Genomic DNA, 16562 nt, shown 5'->3' with positions numbered 1-16562 from the left:
TCCGTACGGAATGATTTCGTTGTGAACGACCGGTTACGCGCGCGGCTGGCGGCGGCGCAGCGGGGTGCAGCCCGCCGGCTCGGCGAGCGTCGTGCGCACGAGCTGCGACAGCCCGTCGAGGAACGCGCGGCGCTGGGACTCGTCGAGCTCCGCGAGCACGGCGGCCTGGGTCTCCTCGACGACCCGCCGGGCCCGGTCCGCGGTGCGGGCCCCCTCCGCGGTCACGGCGATCACGCGGGCGCGCCGGTCGTGCGCCGCGGGCCGGCGCTCGGCGAGCCCGAGCTGCTCGAGCTCGTCCATCGTCGAGACCATCGTGGTCTTGTCGAGCCCGACCGCCTCGGCGAGCTCGCTCTGGTTCCACTCGCGCGCGCGGGCGGTCTGCAGCACGTGCAGCGCGCGGGGGAGATCCCCACGTCGCGCATCGCGACGGCCAGCTGGTGGGCGAGCGCAAAGTGCGCCTGCGAGAGCAGCCAGCCGAGGTCGGAGACGAGGCAGCCGGGGCGGCCGGCGTCGTCCACGTCGGCGCCGACGTCGGTGTCCGTGGTGGCCGTGCCCATGCACGGAGGGTACAGGCGGCCCGGGGCGTCCCGGAACAACGAGAGCCCCGGACCAGATGGACCCGGGGCTCGTCCCAGTGCGCCGGAGAGGACTCGAACCTCCACGATCTTGCGATCACCAGCCCCTCAAGCTGGCGCGTCTACCAATTCCGCCACCGGCGCGGGTGGGGGTCGCGCAGTATGCCAGAGGCCGCGCGGCCGCGTCGTGTCGCCGGGGTGTGCAGGGTTCCGCCTGCACCCGGGTTGATTCCGTCGGGAGCGCGCGCTACGGTGCGAACACGTGTTCGACGCAGTGACATCAGGCCAAGGAGCCCCTCGCATGGACCTCACCAAGCGCCAGCAGGAGATCTTCGACTTCATCAAGCGCTACTCGGCGAAGTACGGGTACCCGCCCACGGTCCGCGACATCGGCAAGGCCGTCGGCCTGGCCTCGTCCTCGACGGTCCACGCCCACCTGGCGAACCTCGAGAAGCTCGGGCTGCTGCGCCGCGACCCGTCCAAGCCGCGCGCGATCGAGCTGCTCGACCGCGTGGGCGAGCGCGTCGGCGAGTCGGTGCAGGAGGCGGTCGACAACGTCAAGAGCCTCGTGCGGCCCGGCCTGCCGGTCGTCGGCTCCGTCGCCGCCGGTCAGCCGATCCTCGCCGAGGAGAACATCGAGGAGTACGTCAACGTCCCGGCGGCCGCCGGCGGCGAGCAGGGCGAGTACGTCCTGAAGGTCCGCGGGGAGTCGATGATCGACGCGGGCATCCTCGAGGGCGACTTCGTCGTCGTCCGCCCGCAGGAGACCGCCAACGACGGCGAGATCGTCGTCGCGCTCGTCGGCGAGGAGGCGACGGTCAAGCGGTTCTTCCGCGAGCCCGACCACGTGCGTCTCCAGCCGGAGAACCGCACGATGGAGCCGATCCGCAGCAAGGATGTCAAGGTCATGGGCCGGGTCGTCGGTCTCTTCCGGAGCGTCTGACCATGTACTCCACCCTGAGCTTCGACACGCTCACCACCCTGCCGGAGACGCCCGCGGTGGGCGTCCAGTCGCTCGACGAGCTCCTCGTCGACGCCTGGGAGGGCCTGGTCGCCCACCGCACCGTCTCCTGCCCGGTCTGCGCCGGGGCGCTGCGGCCCCGGTACGGGGCCGAGATCGGCGTCGTCGCCGGCGGCCGCTGCGCCGACTGCGACACGACGGTCAGCTGAGCGGACGCCGCCCGCGCTCACGCCGCGGCGGCGAGCGCCGCGGCGAACAGCCAGACCAGGTGGAAGCTCTGGTCGATCGCCATCCACAGCGGCGAGCCGAACGGCGTCGAGGTCTTCTTCACCCGCGCCACCCACCGCACGAGCAGTCGCCCGTCGTCCTGCACCAGATGCGTGCCGAGGACGAGCACGCCGACGAGCGCGACGTGCAGGGCGTCGGTCTCCGTGCCGACCCAGACCAGCGCGGCCACCATCGGCAGGGCGTAGGTCGCGATGTGGGTGAGCAGCGCGCGGCGCGCCACCGGATCGCGGCCCAGGCCGCCCGGCTTGCGCGTGGCCTGGAACTCCGTCTGCAGCAGGAAGTCGCCGGCGCAGTGGCAGACGACGAGCACGAGGAAGACCTCCGACCAGACCATCCCCGCGACCGTACCCGTCCGGCCGGGGTCGACGCGCCACGGTGTGCCGAAGACCACAGTGCCGGACGCGCCTGGACCGGCGGTCGGTGCGCTTGCTGCACGCGGTCGAGCACGAGCCGCGGCCCGCGCGCGTTGGCGCTCCCATGCGCGCACGCACCACGTTCGGCGGCCTCCTGCTGCTCGCCGCGGCCCTGCCCGGCACCGCCGCCGCCCACGACGGCACGGTCGCCACGACGACGCTCGCCGCGCGCGCGTACGTCGAGGAGCAGGCGACCCCCGAGGGCCCGATGCGGCTCGCGGTCGGCGAGCACCGCTTCTGGTTCGGCGGCCAGATCGCGGCGGGCTCCGTCGCCGCCCCCGACCTCTGCGACCTGACCGTGCCGTGCCCGCGGTGGACGCTCGAGCTGCCCGCCGGCGGCCACCGGCTGCGGGTCGCGATCGACACGCCCTCGCGCGAGGACGCCTTCGCCGTCCAGGTGCTCGACGCCGGCGGGCGGACCGTCGCGACCGGTACCGCCCGCAACCAGTTCAACGGCGAGGCGTTCCTCGCCCGGCCGCCGGCCGGCCGCTACGTCGTGCGGGTCGTGCCGGAGCAGGTCAGCGCCGCGTTCTTCCGGCTGCGGGCCAAGCTCGAAGCGGCCCCGACCGTCCCCGCCGACCCCAAGCGCGAGCTGCTCCCGAACCTCAAGGCGGTCCCGCCCTACGAGTTCACGTTCACCGCCCCGCTGAACCCCGCCAACGGCCTGTACCCGCCGGACACGGTGAACCCGCCCGTGTCCGTGCTCGGCGCCGAGCCGGTCTCCTGCGCGCCGGACGAGCTGGCGCCCGTCGCGCTCGGCGGGCAGGGCGCGCACGACTGCCTGCGGCTGACCAGCGGCCCGATCAACGTCGGCGAGGGGCCGTTCGTCAAGCGCTTCTTCCTCGCTCGCGACCTCGCCGACGGGGTCGTCGAGCCCGCGACCCTCCGCGGCCCGGCGAGCCAGACGATCTACCACGCCGACGGCAGCACCTCGACGCGGCCCGCCGGCCACCACTCCTTCCACACCACCCACGCGCACTTCCACGACGAGGGCATCCTCACCTACGAGCTGCTGCGCGTCGAGGCGGACGGCACCACCCTGACCCCGGCCGGGGCCGGCACGAAGTCGGGCTTCTGCCCGGCCGACCAGCTGTTCGGCGAGTGGCGCCGGTTCGCGCAGGACCCGACCGGCACCTTCAGCGAGGGCGACTCCGCCACCGGCTCCTGCTTCTCCCCGAGCGACGGGACCTTCGCGCTGACCCGCGGCTGGGGGGACGTCTACCGCTGGCAGCGGCCCGGGCAGTTCGTCGAGTGGCGCGGCAACGGCGACGGCCGCTACGTCGTGCGGACCACCGTCGACAAGGGTGACGTCACCCGCGAGAGCGACGAGACCGACAACAGCTCCTACGCCCTGATCCGGGTGGTCGGGCGTCGCGTCGAGACGCTCGAGCGCGGCCAGGGGACGAGCCACCTCGACCCCCGCAAGGAGGTCTTCACCGGCTACGGGCCCGCCTCGCAGGACCCGGTCGGCGGCGAGCTCCCCGCCACCGCGTCCGTCGACCGGGTCGCCCCGCGGATCGCCGGCCTGCGGCTGCTGCGCGGCCGCGGGCGTGGCGCGCGCGGCGGCACCCTCGTGCTGCGCCTCAGCGAGCCCGCGACGGTCACCGTGACGCTGGCCCGCCGCGACGGACGGCGGCTGCGGCGCGTCGGCACCATGCGGTTCCCGGGCCGGGCCGGACTCCAGCGCCGCCGGCTCAGCGCGCCGATGCGCCGCGCGCTCGCCCGGCCCGGCGTGCTGGTCCTGGGGGTCGTCGCCCGCGACGCGGCGCAGAACCGCCGCGCGGCCCGGCCGCTGACCGTGCGGGTGCGCTGAGCCGGCCGTGCGGCGTCGCGTCGGCGCCCCGCGAGCGCTACCGTGCCGCGTGCACGTCAGGCAACCGCGGAGGTGCGTCGGGGGCAGCGAGCCGACCGTCCGGTCGGCGGACGCCCCGCTTCACCGTCGAGGAAAGTCCGGACATCACAGGGCGCGGTGGTCGGGAAGCCGACCCGGGGAAACCCGCGGGACAGTGCCACAGAAACACACCGCCGATGGCGTCGCGCGTCCGCGCGGGGCGCACAGGCAAGGGTGAAATGGTGCGGTAAGAGCGCACCGGCGCCGTGGTGACACGGCGGCCAGGCAAACCCCACCGGATGCAAGACCGAGCAGGACCGCTCGCAGGCTGCCCGCCGAGGTCCAGGTAGGTCGCACAGATGGATGGTTGCTCAACGACAGAATCCGGCTTATCGACGTGCTACGGGAAGGCCCCGCTCCGGCGGGGCTTTCCTATGTGCGGCTACGGCCCGAGCTCGATCACCTGCTCCCAGGTGCCGCGGTCGAAGAACGGCAGGTCCGGGGCCGAGCCGGCGCCCTGGGCGCCGACGTCGTAGAGCTTGCGCGGGTCCCGCCACGCCGACGCGTCCGCGGTGCCGAACCGCTCGGCCAGCGCGGCGTGCGCGGCCGCCGCGGCGGTCCGCAGCTCGGCGGGCTTCAGCGTCCGCAGCGCGTACGCGGCGCCCGGGGAGATGTCGTACTCGTGGCTGCGGCTCGGCGTGCCGTCGAACCGCTTCACGCCGTCGCCGAGGCGGCCGAGCGCGATCGCCGCCGCGCGGCGCTTGAGCTCCAGCCAGGTCGCCACGCCCGGGTCGATCGTTCCGCGGGCGTCGGTGCGCACGTAGTCGCCGTCCCAGCGCAGGATCGTGTCGAGCACGACCTTCGCGTCACCGGTCGCGCCGCGCGCCGCGGCACGCAGCCGCGTGCGCGTCACCGCGAGCACCCGCTGCTGCGCGGTGCTGCCCGCGCGCTGCACGGTCGCCTTCGCGGCCTCGAAGTCCGGGGCGCGGTGCAGGCGCCGCACGAGATCCATGAGGAACGAGCCGCGGTGGAAGGCGCCGCTGACGCGCTCGGGGGACTCGCCGTCGCCGTTGGTCCAGCTGCGGGTCGGCACGTTGTTCCAGTTCGCCAGCCAGCCCTGCTTCGGGTTGATCACCCGCGGCGTCCTCGTGCGGTCGACGAGGCCGGGCCACTCCGCCTCCCCGGTCCCCGGGTAGGGCAGCCGGTCGTCCCAGCCCTTCGGGCGCTGCTGGAACAGGCCCGGGTGCCAGTAGCCGATGTTCCCCTGGGAGTCCGCGGCCATGACGTTCTCGTTCCACGTCACGAGGTTCATCGCGCGGTCGACGTCGTGGATCGACGCCGCGTCGTTGAGCGCGACGATCCCCTCGAGCGTCTCGACGTCCCGCATCCAGATCGCGTAGCGGCGCGCGTAGGCGACGTCGCCCTCGCGGTGCTGGACCGGCCCGTGGACCGTCCGGCAGATCCGCTCGGTCCGCTGCCCGGCCTCCGGCAGCCCGCCGCCGAGCACCGCGGCCGCGAGGTTCTTGAACTGGAAGGTCTCGTCGCGGCACTCCATCTGCCGCTCCTGGCCCTTGTAGATGTACGTCTCGGGCTTGCCCGGCACGAGCTTCTCGGCGTACAGGTCGTCCTCGTCGCTGAGCCCGGACGTGAAGCCCCAGGCGACCTTGCCGTTGTGGCCGATCCCGATCACGGGGATGCCCGGGGCGGTGACGCCGCGCAGGTCGTGGCCCGGCCAGTGCACCTCGACCTCGACGAACAGCTCAGGGGTCGAGAAGCCCAGCTGCGGCCCGTTGAAGAGGAACGCGTGCCCGTCCTTGCGGCGCACGGCGAACATGTACGAGCCGCCCGTGCGCCCGATCCGGCCGGGCGCGAGGCCCGCCTTGCGGGCGGGGGCGGCGGCCGCCGCGGCGCTCGGACGGGGAAGGGTCTGCGCGAACGCGGCCGACCGCCTGAGCGCGTCGCGCTCCTCGCGGGCGGTGCGCGCGCGGCCCTGCGAGAAGTCGGCGTCGGCGGCCGGGATCGTCGGTCGGCGGCCGGTCGTGCGCAGCGGCAGCAGCTGCTGCAGGGCCCGGACCCCCGACTGCTGCACGGTGCGGAGGTTGGCGAGCTCGTTGCCGTCCCCGGACGGGACCGTGCGGGCGAGGAAGATGCCGACGGCGATCGAGTCGTCGACGGTCCACGGGGTCGGGAGCGTCGCGGTCGCCACGTACTCCGCGGGGAGGTCCGCGGGGGAGAGCCGCACGCGGTCGATCCAGGCGTTGATGCCGTCGCGGTAGGCGAGGATGCGCGTCTTGAGCCGCGGGCTGAGCCGCTCGTACATCCGCTGCCGCTCGGACTCGGTGTAGTAGTCGCGCCGCGACACGAGGTCGTCCGCGAGCGCCCCGGAGCCGGTCAGCTCCGCCAGGCGGCCCTTCGTCGCGTGGCGGAACGCCTCGAGCTGGAACAGCCGGTCCTGGGCGATCGCGTACCCGGCGCCGAACCACGCGTCCGCCTCGTTGCCCGCGCGCACCGCGGGCACGCCGGCCGCGTCCCGCGCGATCGTCACCCCGGGCCGCGGGGTCTCCACGGCGCCGACCGGCCGGTCGATCTGGAACAGCAGCGGCTTGCGCCGGAAGTCGATGTACATCTGGTTCTGGTCGTAGAGGTGCGGCGATCCCGTCCCGCTCGTCAGACCCGCCAGCGACACGAACCCGCTCTGCCCCGGGGGCAGCACGCCCTCGGCCTGCAGTACGCCGGCGGGGGCGGCGCTCGCCGCCAGGCCCGACGCCAGCACCGTGACGGTCGCCGCGAGCGCGGCGCGACCCCTGCTCCCTCGTCCCATGAACGCGAGCGTACAGGCAACGGCCGTCGGTGCCGTCGTGCCGCTTCACACGGTGGACACCGCCCGCGCGGGGCGGGCCGTAGCATCGCCGCCATGCGCTTCGGCCTCCTGCACGAGCACCCGCTGCCCCGTCCCTGGACCCCCGGGGACGAGGGACGCCTGCTGCGCGAGGGCCTCGACCGGATCGCGCTGGCCGACCGGCTCGGCCTGCACCGCGTCTGGGTGGCCGAGCACCACTTCCAGGAGGAGCGCTCCCACGGGGCCGGGGCGCTCGCGGTGCTCGGGGCCGCCGCGCAGCGGACCGCGCGGCTGCGGCTCGGCTGGGGGCCGGTGACGCTGGCCTCGTCGATCCGCCATCCGGCCGTCCTGGCCGCCGGGCTCGCGACGCTCGAGGCGCTCGGCGACGGTCGCGTGGACCTCGCCGCCACGCCCGCGACGGTCGGCGCCGAGGTCGGGGGCTTCGGGGTCGACCGCGCGACCGCCACGCCCGACTGGGTCGAGCAGCTGCGCACGACCGCGCGGCTGCTGGCCCCGGAGCCGTTCACCGGCGCCGACGGGCGCCACGTGCGGATGCCGCCGCGAGCCCTGGTGCCCGCCGGGTCCCGGAGCCCGCATCCGGGGCTGTGGATGGCCTGCGCCCGCCCGGAGGACGTGCGCGTGGCCGGCGAGCTCGGCCTCGGGGTCCTCGCCCAGTGGCTCCCGGAGCCCGAGGAGGCCGCCGAGTGGGTCGCGGAGCACCGGGCGGTGCTGCGGTCGGAGCGGTGCGTCCCGGCGGGTGCCGCGATCACGGCGGGGTTCGCGGTCGTCCTGCCCGCCCACGTCCACGCCGACGAGCGGACCGCGATCGACCGCGGGATCGACGGCGCCCACTTCCACGCGTACGCGCGCGAGCACTACGAGACCTTCGGCGACCACCGCCCCGGCAGCACCGACGTGTGGGACGCGTTCTCCCGGCACCGCGAGGACGTCGGCTTCGCCCGCTCGATCGTCGTGGCCGACGGCGCGCCGCTGCCGGTGAAGCTGCTGCGCGACGGGCGCGCCTCCCTGCGGGGGGCGGTCGGGACGCCCGGGCAGGTGGTCGAGCTCGCCCGGCGCTACGCGGACGCGGGCGTGGACGAGCTCGTGCTCGTGCTCGACGGCGGCCGCACCGCCCACGAGCACGCGGTCGCCTCGCTGGAGCTGCTCGCCGCCGAGGTGCTCCCGGCCTTCGCCGCCGATCCCGCCCCGGCGGACGGGCTGACGGCGGCCGAGCGCGACGCGGCGCTCGCGCGGCGTCGCCCGGCCCCGCCGCTGGACCCCGGGTACGCGTTCGGCCCGATGGACGACGGTCCGGTCGCCGAGGGGCCGGGCGGCGACGCCGGCCCGGCCGCGCCCGGTGCCGCGGGCGACGCGGCCGGGTCGGGGGCGGCCGCGGCCGGGCGGGGGGCGGCCGGCGTGCAGGTGCTCCGCGCGATCGCGCAGGCGCGCGGCGCGCAGGCGTTCCGGACCTTCGTGCGCCGCAGCGACGATCGTCGCCTGGAGCGCACGATCGGCTCGGCCCGGGGGCTCGCCGCGGTGTTCGCCACGATGGCCGCGCGCTTCGAGCCCGACGCGGCGGCGGGCTTCACCGGCGACCTGCGCTACGAGCTGCGCGGCGCCGACGGGGTCGTGCGGACGTGGACGGTCAGCTGCCGGCTCGACGGTGCCACCGCGCACCGCGACGCCCGCCCCGATCCCGCGGTGACGATCAAGCTCGGTCTCGCCGACTTCGTGCGGCTCGCGGCGGGCGAGCTCGACCCGGGCAAGGCGCTGCTGACCGGGCGGCTGGACCTCGAGGGGGACTTCGCGGTCGCGACCCGGCTGGGGGAGATGTTCGGCGAGGTCTGACCCCGTCGGACGGCGCGCTGCCGTCCGACGATCATGCGAACATGTGTTCCCATGATCGTCGCCGTCCTGCTGCCCCGCCTGGAGCTCACCGTCGCCGTCGGCGGGCGCGCCGCCCTGCTGGAGGGGCCCGCCGCCCTGGCGCCCGAGCCTGGCCGCGAGCAGCAGGTCGGGGAGGTCTCCGCGGCCGCCGAGGTCTTCGGCATCCATCCGGGCATGCGCCTGGGGGAGGCGCTCTCGCGGTGTCCCGGGCTCGCGCTCGTGCCGCCCGATCCGCTCGGGGTGGCCGACGCCTGGGAGGCGGCGCTCGCCGCGTTGGAGGACGTCGGTGCCGCGGTCGAGGTGCAGGCGCCGGAGCTCGTCTGCTTCGACGGGGCCGCGCTGCGCCGGCTCCACGGGGGTGACGGCCGGGAGGACCCGGCGGCCCGGCTGCGCGGGCGCCTCGCGGGGCGCCGGCAGCCACCGGGCTGGCTGGACGGCGTCGTCGCCGCGACGCGCGCGGCGGTCGGCCGCCCGGCCCGCATCGGGGCCGGCCCGTCGCGGTTCTGCGCGGTCGCGGGGGCGGTGCGCGCGCGGTCGCGCCGGGCGGAGATCGTCGCGGGCGCGGAGGACCTGGTGGCCGCGCCCGTCGCCCTGCTGCGCCGCGACCCGGCGTGCGCCGGGCTCGTCGAGCCGCTCGAGCGGCTGGGGATCACGACCCTCGGGCAGGTCGCGGCGCTGCCCCGCGCGTCGCTGGCCGACCGCTTCGGCCCTCCGGGGCTGCGTGCCCGGGAGCTCGCGGTCGGGGTCGACACCCCGCTGCGTCCGCGGACCGCGGGCGAGGAGCTCCAGGAGACGCTCGACCTGCCCGAGGCCGCGTCGGGTGCGCAGCTCGGCCGCGCGCTGGAGCTGCTCGTCGACCGGCTGCTCGCCCGGCGTGAGCGGCGCGGCCGGGCGCTGCGCGCGGTGGTGCTCGGGGCCCGCCTGGTCGAGGGCGGCACCTGGCGCTCGCGGGTCGTCTTCCGCGAGCCGCTCGCCGATCCGCGGCGGATGCTGCTCGTGCTCACCGGGCGGCTTGCGACGTTGCCCGCCCCGGCGGAGTCGGTGCGGCTCTCGGTCGAGCGCTTCGGGCCCGCCGCCGCCCCCGACACCGCGCTGTTCGACGACGCCCGCGCGGCCCGCGCCGCGCGCCTGCGCGAGGCGGTCCGGCAGGCGCGCGCGGCGGCCGGACCGGACGCGGCGCTGCGGGTCCTCACCGTCGACCCGGACTCGCGCGTGCCCGAGCGCCGCGCGGTCCTGACCCCCTTCGAGGTATGAGCGCCACGGGGCGCAGCGCCCGGCGGCTCGGCGCGCCGGTCGCGGCCCGGGTGCAGGCCGACCGGGCGACCGGCCGACCCCAGCGCATCGACGGTCGCGCGGTCGAGGCGGTGCGCGAGTCCTGGCTGGTGGAGGACCGCTGGTGGACGACGACGCCGCTGCGTCGGCGCTACTGGGAGGTCGTGACCGCCTGCGGGCGGGACCTCGTCGTCTTCCGCGACCTCCACGACGGCCGCTGGTGGCGCCAGCGGTGACCGTGACGGGAATCGGCACGGATCCGATGCGCAATCGGCACAGCTGCGTCTTTCGCCGTGACCCGCGCCGCGGCACGGTGGGCCGATGCCCCTCCCGCTCCGCGACGACACCGGCCAGGCCTCCCTGGACTACCTCACCGTCCTCGCCGTCGTGGCCGCCGGTCTCGTCCTCGCGGTCGGGGTCGCGACCGCGCACGGGCGTGCGATCGCGGTCTCCGTCACCACCCAGATGGCGCGGGCGCTGTGCATCGTCACCGGCGGCGACTGCTACCGCGACCGCACGCCGTGCGTGGTCGACGCGCGCGAGAAGCGCCTGTCGGGCTCGGTCAGCCTCGCCCTCGTGCGGATCGGCAAGGACCAGCTCGCGATCGTCGAGGAGCGTTCCGACGGGCGCTTCGACGTGACGATCGTCGACGGGTGGGACCCCGGGCTGGAGGGCGGGCTGGGCGGCTCGCTGCGGATCCCGAAGACCGGCATCGCGATCGACGGCGAGCTGCGCGCGGCGGCGCTCGCGCACCTGCGCAAGGGGCGGACCTGGACGGTCGACTCCGCCGCGGAGGCCAAGCGCCTCGTCGACCGGGCGTCGGGGGTCAAGGCGGCGCTGCTGCCCGAGGTCCTGCACGACTCCTCCGCCCGCGACCCCGACATCACGTTCGACGAACGGGGCTGGTCGCTCAGCGTCGGGGCGTCCGCCGAGCTCGGGCAGGACTCGGCGGAGCTCGAGTTCCGCCCCGAGGACTTCGACGGCGCGCGGCGCGACCGGCGCACCGGGCACGTCACCCACTACCTGCGGCGCGCGCAGCGGCTCGGGGCGTCCCTGTCGATCACCCGGCCGGACGGCAGCTACGGCGGCGACGTCGCCCGCGAGGCGGGGCACGTCTGGGCGATCGAGGTCGACGAGCGCGGCCGGCCCGTCGACCTCATGATCATCGAGACCGACGAGATCCGCGGGAGCGCGAGCCTGCCGCCGGGGGTCGCCGAGGTCGCCGGGCGGCTGGGGCTCCCGAGCGAGATCGGGCAGCGCTACGAGGTCGAGGAGCACCTCGACCTCACCGACCCGGCGAACCTGCGGGCCGCGATGGCGTTCATCCGCGGGGTGGTCGGGCCGTTCAACGGCGTCAGCCCCGGATCGGACCGCGTCCCGGTCGCCGCCGCCCTGCGCGAGCGGCTCGACCGCCACGGCACGAAGCACCTGCGCTCCTACACCACCGACGAGGAGTCCGACGGGGGCGGCGGCACCCTCGCGGCCGGCCTCAAGTTCGGCGCGGGCTACGAGACGTCGACCCACACGTCGACGCTCGTCGGGGCGCTGACCCGGGGACCGGGGGGCATCTGGCGGGAGCGGGCCGACTGTCTCACGCGCTGACCCCGTCCGGCCGGTGTGCGAACATGTGTTCGTGTCGTACGTCGAGCTCCACGCCCACTCGGGCTTCTCCTTCCTCGACGGCACGTCGCAGCCCGAGGAGCTCGTGGTGGCCGCGCTGGAGCGCGGCTACGAGGCGGTCGCGCTCACCGACCACGACACGGTCTCCGGCTCGATGGAGTTCGCGCAGGCCGCGAAGTCGCTGGGGCTGCGGGCCCTGCACGGGGCGGAGATCTCGCTCGACGACGGGCGGCACCTGACCCTTCTCGTCCGCGACGCCCGCGGCTGGCGCAGCCTCTGCCACCTCCTCACCCGCGCGCACGCGCACACGCGGGAGGGCGCCGGTGCCGACCGGCGCATCGCGCGCCCACCCGCCGCCACGCTGCAGGACGTCCTGGACCACGCCGAGGGGCTCGTGTGCCTGAGCGGCTGCGCGCGCCACGGGGTCCGGGACGAGCCGACGCTGCGCACCCTGCGGGAGGCGTTCGGCCCGGAGGGGCTGCGTGTCGAGCTCCAGCGGCCGTTCGCCCGCCACGACCGCGCGCGCAACCGCGGGCTCGAGTCGCTCGCCCGCCGGCTCGAGCTGCGCTGCGTCGCCACCGGTGACGTGCACGCGCACACGCGCGAGCGCGCGCGCCTGCAGGACGTGTTCGTGGCCATCCGCGAGCACGCGACGCTCGACGCCTCCGAGCCCGTGCGCCGTGGCAACCACACGCACGTGCTGGCCTCGCCGCAGGCGATGGCGCGCCGCTTCGCCGACCACCCGGAGGCGGTCGCCGAGACCGTGCGGCTGGCCGACGAGCTGCGCTTCGACCTCACCCAGGACCTCGGCTACCGCTACCCCGGCTCCGACGACCGCGACGCCCGTCGCCGGCTCGCCGCGGTCTGCCACGCGCGCTTCGACGAGCGCTACCCGCCCGCCGACCGGGCGCTGCGCGAGCGGGCGGCCGCCCGCCTGGAGGAGGAGCTCGGCCTGATCGACCGGCTGGGCCTCTCCGGCTTCTTCCTGCTGCACCACGAGCTGCTCGAGCTCGCCCAGGAGGTCGCGCTGGAGGTCCGTGGTCCGGCGTCCGCGCGGGCGCTGCTGCCGCCGGGGCGCGGTCGCGGGTCGAGCGTCAGCTCGATCGTGTGTCACCTCACCGGCCTCTCCCACATCGACCCGGTGAAGAACGAGCTGTTCCTCGGCCGCTTCCTCAACGAGGAGATCACGTCGCTGCCCGACATCGACCTCGACTTCCCGCGCGACGTGCGCGCCCGGCTCATCCCGCGGATCCACGAGCGCTACGGGCACCGCCACTCCGCGCTGGTCGCCGCCTTCCCGACCTACCGCGCGCGCGGGGCGATCCGCGAGATCGGCAAGGCGCTCGGCCTGCCGCCGGGGGAGATCGAGCGGGTTGCGCGCTCGGCGGAGGGCTGGGGGATCGGCAACGTCGAGCGCGACGTCGGCCAGGTGATCGGCGAGGAGCGCATGGCGGAGGGGGCCGACGGCGCCCCGGGCCGCTGGCGCTGGCTGGTGGAGCTCGCCCACGAGGCCTACGGCCTGCCCCGGCACCTGAGCCAGCACTCCGGCGGCATGATCGTCGCGACCCGGCCGCTCGTCGACTGCTGCCCGGTGGTGCCCGCCGCGATGGAGGGGCGCCAGATGGTCATGTGGGACAAGGACTCCTGCGCCGACGCGGGCTTCCTGAAGATCGACCTGCTCGGGCTCGGGATGCTCTCGGCGGTCGAGCGCTGCGTCGACCACATCGCCGACCGGCACGGGATCACCGTCGACCTCTCGCGGATCCCGTTCGACGACCCCGAGACCTACGGGGCGATCCAGCGGGGGAGACCACCGGGGTCTTCCAGATCGAGAGCCGCGCGCAGATGGCGTCGCTGCTGCGCACCCGTCCCGCGACGCTCGACGACCTCACGATCCAGGTCGCGATCGTCCGTCCCGGACCGATCCAGGGCGGCGCGGTCAACCCGTACATCGAGCGGCGGCAGCGGCGGCGCGTCGACCCCGACTACCCGATCCCCTACGAGCATCCGTCGCTGGAGCCGGTCCTGAAGGACACGCTCGGCACGATCATCTTCCAGGACCAGGTGATCGAGGTCGCGATGGCGTTCGCGGGCTTCACGCCCGGCGAAGCGGAGGGGCTGCGCCGGGCGATGAGCCGCAAGCGCTCGGAGGCGGCGATCCGCGCGTACCACGAGCGGTTCGTGCAGGGCGCGATGCGCGAGCACGGGGTGGACGAGGCGGCCGCCCAGCGGGTCTACGACATGATCGTCGGGTTCTCCGGCTTCGGCTTCCCCAAGGCGCACGGGGCGGCGTTCGGCCTGCTGGCCTACCAGTCGACCTGGCTGCGGGTCCACCATGCGCCCGAGTTCCTCTGCGCCCTGCTCGACGAGCAGCCGATGGGCTTCTACCCGCCCGACGCGCTCGTCCACGAGGCGCAGCGCCGCGGCATCCCGGTGCTCCCGCCCGACGTCAACGCCAGCGCCGTCGGCTGCACGGTCGTCGACCTCGACCGGGACGCGGCCCGTCGCGCGCTCGAGGGCCGCGAGCCCGAACAGGACGGTGCGCAGGTCGCGGCCGTGCGGATCGGGCTCGGCTACGTGCTCGGGGTCCGCGCCGACGACGTCGCGGAGATCGTGGCCGCCCGCGAGTCCGCGGGACCGTTCCGGTCAACCGGGGACCTCGCCTCGCGGGCCGGTGCGGGCCGCCCGGCGCTCGAGCAGCTCGCCTGGTCGGGCGCCTGTGACGCGCTCCTGCGCACCGAGGTGGCCTCACCCGGCCACCGCCGACGCGCCGCGTTGTGGCGGTTCGGCATCGTGGCGCCCGGGCGCGCGCACGGCCGGGACGGCACCCAGCTCGCGCTGCCGCTGGACGCCCCCGACGCCCCGGACCTGCCCGGCCTGCGGGCGTGGGACGCGATGATCGCCGACTACGCCACGACGGGCCTGACGACCGCCGCCCACCCGATCGGCCTGCTGCGCGACGAGCTCGACCGGCGGGGTGCTGTGTCCAGCGCCGCCCTCGCCGGGCTGCGCCACGGCCGGTCGGTCCGCGTGGGGGGCCTGGTCGTCGCCCGCCAGCGGCCCGGGACCGCCAGCGGCATCGTGTTCATGCTGCTGGAGGACGAGGGCGGCACCGTCAACCTCGTGGTGCCGGCCGCGGTCTACGAGCAGCATCGCCTGATCGTGCGGACCGAGCCGCTCGTCATCGCCGAGGGCGTGCTCGAGCGCCATCCGGCCGCGGGCGGCGGCATCAACGTGCTCGTCCGGCGGCTCGTGCCGCTGGAGGCGCCCGACGACCGGCCGCTCGCGGAGATCCGCTCGCTGGCCGAGGTGCACGACTTCTCGTCGCTGGACGAGCGCGAGCTCGCCCGCCGCGCCGGCGAGCAGCAGCCGGCGGCCACCGGCACCGACGGGGCCGCCTCGGGGTTCCGTGCGGTCGCCCCGCCGGTCATGAGCTTCGCGCAGGGGCGCCGCCGCTGACACGTCTGCCGTCCCGATCTATATCTTTCCGGCCGTGGTCGCTACCGCTGCTCTCATCATCGCGTTCGTCGTCGTCGCCGGGGCCGTCGTCCTGGTCGCCATGAGTGGGGGTCCCGGCAAGGCCCGGGAGAAGCTCCTGCACCGCCAGAGCAACTCCGCCAACCGCGGCAGTGGGCTCGCCATCACGATCGTCATCGCGCTGTTCGGCATCGCGATCCCGGCGGTCGCGATGGTCGGCAACAACGACAAGAAGGAGGCGAAGGGCGGCGTCGAGCTGACCTCCGCCCAGAAGAACGGCCGCGAGGTCTTCGCGCAGCTCTGCTCGACCTGCCACTCGCTGAGCGCGTCCAACGCGGTCGGTCGCGTCGGGCCGAACCTCGACCAGCTCCGCCCGCCGAAGGAGCTCACGCTCAACGCGATCCAGATGGGGCGCGCGCGTGGTCTCGGCCAGATGCCGTCCGGGCTCGTCGACGGCGAGGACGCCGAGGACGTGGCCGACTACATCGCGGCGGTCGCCGGTCGCTGAGCGACCCGGGCGCCCCGCGACGGCGCCCTCGGACATCACGTCCGACCCGTCGGATAGCGTCGCCGGGCATGCAAGATTTCTTGCACATGCAGGCCTTTTCGGGCCTGCTACGATGCCCGGCAGTTCGAAACCGCTCAATCCCCGGACTGCCCGGGGAGCGGGGGACCCAGGATGTGGGGCGAGTCGCCGATCCCGGCGTAGCGCATCTTTCAGCGCGAGCCCGTCAGCTAACCCCGTAGGCCGACGAAAGAGGACACCGAACGCATGTCGCAGCGCGCAGTGGTCGACTGGGGTTCCGAGGATCTGCTCCCGACGAAGGGTCGGCAGATCGACGACTGGACCGCCGGCGACGATCTCGACTTCACCGTCCGCCAGCGCCGTCGCATCACCGGGGACCGCCCGGCCGCGGCCGCGCCCCGTCACCAGCCCGCCGAGCACGACACCCGTCGCACGGTGACCGGCGAGCATCCCGTCCACCGCACCCGGGCCGTGCAGCGCACCGTGATCGTCGAGGGCGACGCCCCGCGTCAGCCCACGCGCGAGCGGGACGAGACCGAGCTGCTGTGGGACGAGCCGCGTCGGGCTCCCGGTCCCGACGGGGAGGACCGCCGCACCGTGGCGATCACCGGTCGCCCCGAGCTGCTCCCCGCGACGCCGCGGCTGCGCGAGGTCGAGCCGCGCCGGCGCGCCACGCGCAGTCCGGTCGACCAGGCGATGTCGCGCCCGGACCGCATCGCGCTCTGGGCCGTGGGTCTCGGCTTCCTGCTGATCCTCATCGCGGCGCTCAGCGGCGGGGCCTAGTCCCCGTCCCGGACGCGGGTGACCGCGTCCGCGCCAGCTCTTCATCTGTGCGTACGTGCCCGCTTCGGCGGGTACTCGTGCGTGGAGCCA

At 75.4% G+C, this 16562-nt stretch carries 13 protein-coding genes, 1 tRNA gene, 1 other RNA gene, 1 pseudogene and 1 riboswitch; of the genes and pseudogenes, 12 read left to right on the top strand and 4 right to left on the bottom strand.

Going from position 1 to position 16562, the window contains the following annotated elements; genetic code table 11:
- Positions 1-33 precede the first annotated feature (33 nt).
- Positions 34-387 carry a MarR family winged helix-turn-helix transcriptional regulator gene (locus GKE82_RS06425; RefSeq protein WP_196189084.1) on the bottom strand — a complete coding sequence of 118 codons (354 nt, stop codon included), beginning with the start codon at positions 385-387 and terminating at the stop codon, positions 34-36.
- A 248-nt stretch (positions 388-635) separates the two neighbouring features.
- Positions 636-719: transfer RNA gene (locus GKE82_RS06420), tRNA-Leu, on the bottom strand.
- Between the two features lie 157 nt (positions 720-876).
- Here GKE82_RS06420 and lexA point away from each other — a divergent pair.
- Together lexA and GKE82_RS06410 are read left to right on the top strand one after the other, a co-directional pair.
- Entirely contained in the window at positions 877-1518 is a 642-nt protein-coding gene (gene lexA / locus GKE82_RS06415; protein WP_107570719.1) for a transcriptional repressor LexA, read from the top strand.
- 2 nt (positions 1519-1520) lie between these two features.
- Positions 1521-1745 (top strand): hypothetical protein, encoded by a 225-nt coding sequence (locus tag GKE82_RS06410; RefSeq protein WP_107570718.1) that lies wholly within the window; start codon positions 1521-1523, stop codon positions 1743-1745.
- 17 nt (positions 1746-1762) lie between these two features.
- On the opposite strand, the gene GKE82_RS06405 is transcribed toward GKE82_RS06410, so the two are convergent.
- A complete protein-coding gene (locus GKE82_RS06405) occupies positions 1763-2158 on the bottom strand; it encodes a DUF3307 domain-containing protein (protein WP_107570717.1) in 396 nt (131 codons plus the stop codon).
- 143 nt (positions 2159-2301) lie between these two features.
- Here GKE82_RS06405 and GKE82_RS06400 point away from each other — a divergent pair, with 143 nt between their 5' ends.
- Complete coding sequence (locus tag GKE82_RS06400) at positions 2302-4050, top strand: hypothetical protein (protein ID WP_154732733.1); 1749 nt, start codon at positions 2302-2304, stop codon at positions 4048-4050.
- A gap of 83 nt (positions 4051-4133) precedes the next feature.
- An RNA gene (rnpB, locus tag GKE82_RS06395) (RNase P RNA component class A) lies at positions 4134-4476 on the top strand.
- Positions 4477-4510: 34 nt separating this feature from the next.
- Here the strand turns inward: rnpB and GKE82_RS06390 are convergent.
- Positions 4511-6889, bottom strand: coding sequence for a penicillin acylase family protein (locus tag GKE82_RS06390; RefSeq protein ID WP_154732732.1), 2379 nt, complete (start codon positions 6887-6889; stop codon positions 4511-4513).
- A gap of 93 nt (positions 6890-6982) precedes the next feature.
- On the opposite strand from GKE82_RS06390, the gene GKE82_RS06385 reads away from it, so the two are divergent.
- The 8 genes and pseudogenes from GKE82_RS06385 to GKE82_RS06355 all read left to right on the top strand — a co-directional run bounded on the left by GKE82_RS06385 (position 6983) and on the right by GKE82_RS06355 (position 16472).
- Positions 6983-8755 carry an LLM class flavin-dependent oxidoreductase gene (locus GKE82_RS06385; protein WP_154732731.1) on the top strand — a complete coding sequence of 591 codons (1773 nt, stop codon included), beginning with the start codon at positions 6983-6985 and terminating at the stop codon, positions 8753-8755.
- A 51-nt stretch (positions 8756-8806) separates the two neighbouring features.
- The gene (locus GKE82_RS06380; protein WP_196189083.1) at positions 8807-10048 is read left to right on the top strand and encodes a hypothetical protein; all 1242 of its coding nucleotides are present in this window, start codon (positions 8807-8809) and stop codon (positions 10046-10048) included.
- The gene (locus GKE82_RS06375; RefSeq protein WP_107570712.1) at positions 10045-10302 is read left to right on the top strand and encodes a hypothetical protein; all 258 of its coding nucleotides are present in this window, start codon (positions 10045-10047) and stop codon (positions 10300-10302) included. Before GKE82_RS06380 ends, GKE82_RS06375 begins: the two co-directional genes overlap by 4 nt.
- A gap of 85 nt (positions 10303-10387) precedes the next feature.
- Complete coding sequence (locus tag GKE82_RS06370) at positions 10388-11668, top strand: hypothetical protein (RefSeq protein ID WP_154732729.1); 1281 nt, start codon at positions 10388-10390, stop codon at positions 11666-11668.
- Between the two features lie 13 nt (positions 11669-11681).
- Positions 11682-13310 (top strand): annotated as a pseudogene (locus tag GKE82_RS27965) (PHP domain-containing protein); the annotation flags it as partial.
- A gap of 221 nt (positions 13311-13531) precedes the next feature.
- Positions 13532-15145 (top strand): OB-fold nucleic acid binding domain-containing protein, encoded by a 1614-nt coding sequence (locus GKE82_RS27960; protein WP_230316106.1) that lies wholly within the window; start codon positions 13532-13534, stop codon positions 15143-15145.
- Between the two features lie 34 nt (positions 15146-15179).
- On the top strand, positions 15180-15671 hold the full coding sequence (locus GKE82_RS30585; RefSeq protein WP_107570709.1) for a cytochrome c: 492 nt from the start codon (positions 15180-15182) through the stop codon (positions 15669-15671).
- 121 nt (positions 15672-15792) lie between these two features.
- Positions 15793-15928, top strand: a riboswitch (cyclic di-AMP (ydaO/yuaA leader).
- A 7-nt stretch (positions 15929-15935) separates the two neighbouring features.
- Positions 15936-16472, top strand: a complete 537-nt coding sequence (locus GKE82_RS06355) for a hypothetical protein (protein WP_146175451.1) — start codon at positions 15936-15938, stop codon at positions 16470-16472.
- Positions 16473-16562 lie beyond the last annotated feature (90 nt).

Origin of the sequence: Conexibacter sp. W3-3-2 (assembly GCF_009707605.1) — a bacterium.
Taxonomy (GTDB): Bacteria; Actinomycetota; Thermoleophilia; order Solirubrobacterales; family Solirubrobacteraceae; genus Paraconexibacter; species Paraconexibacter algicola.
Note: the sequence above shows the minus strand (reverse complement) of the source record. Positions and strands in the feature narration are given on the sequence as shown.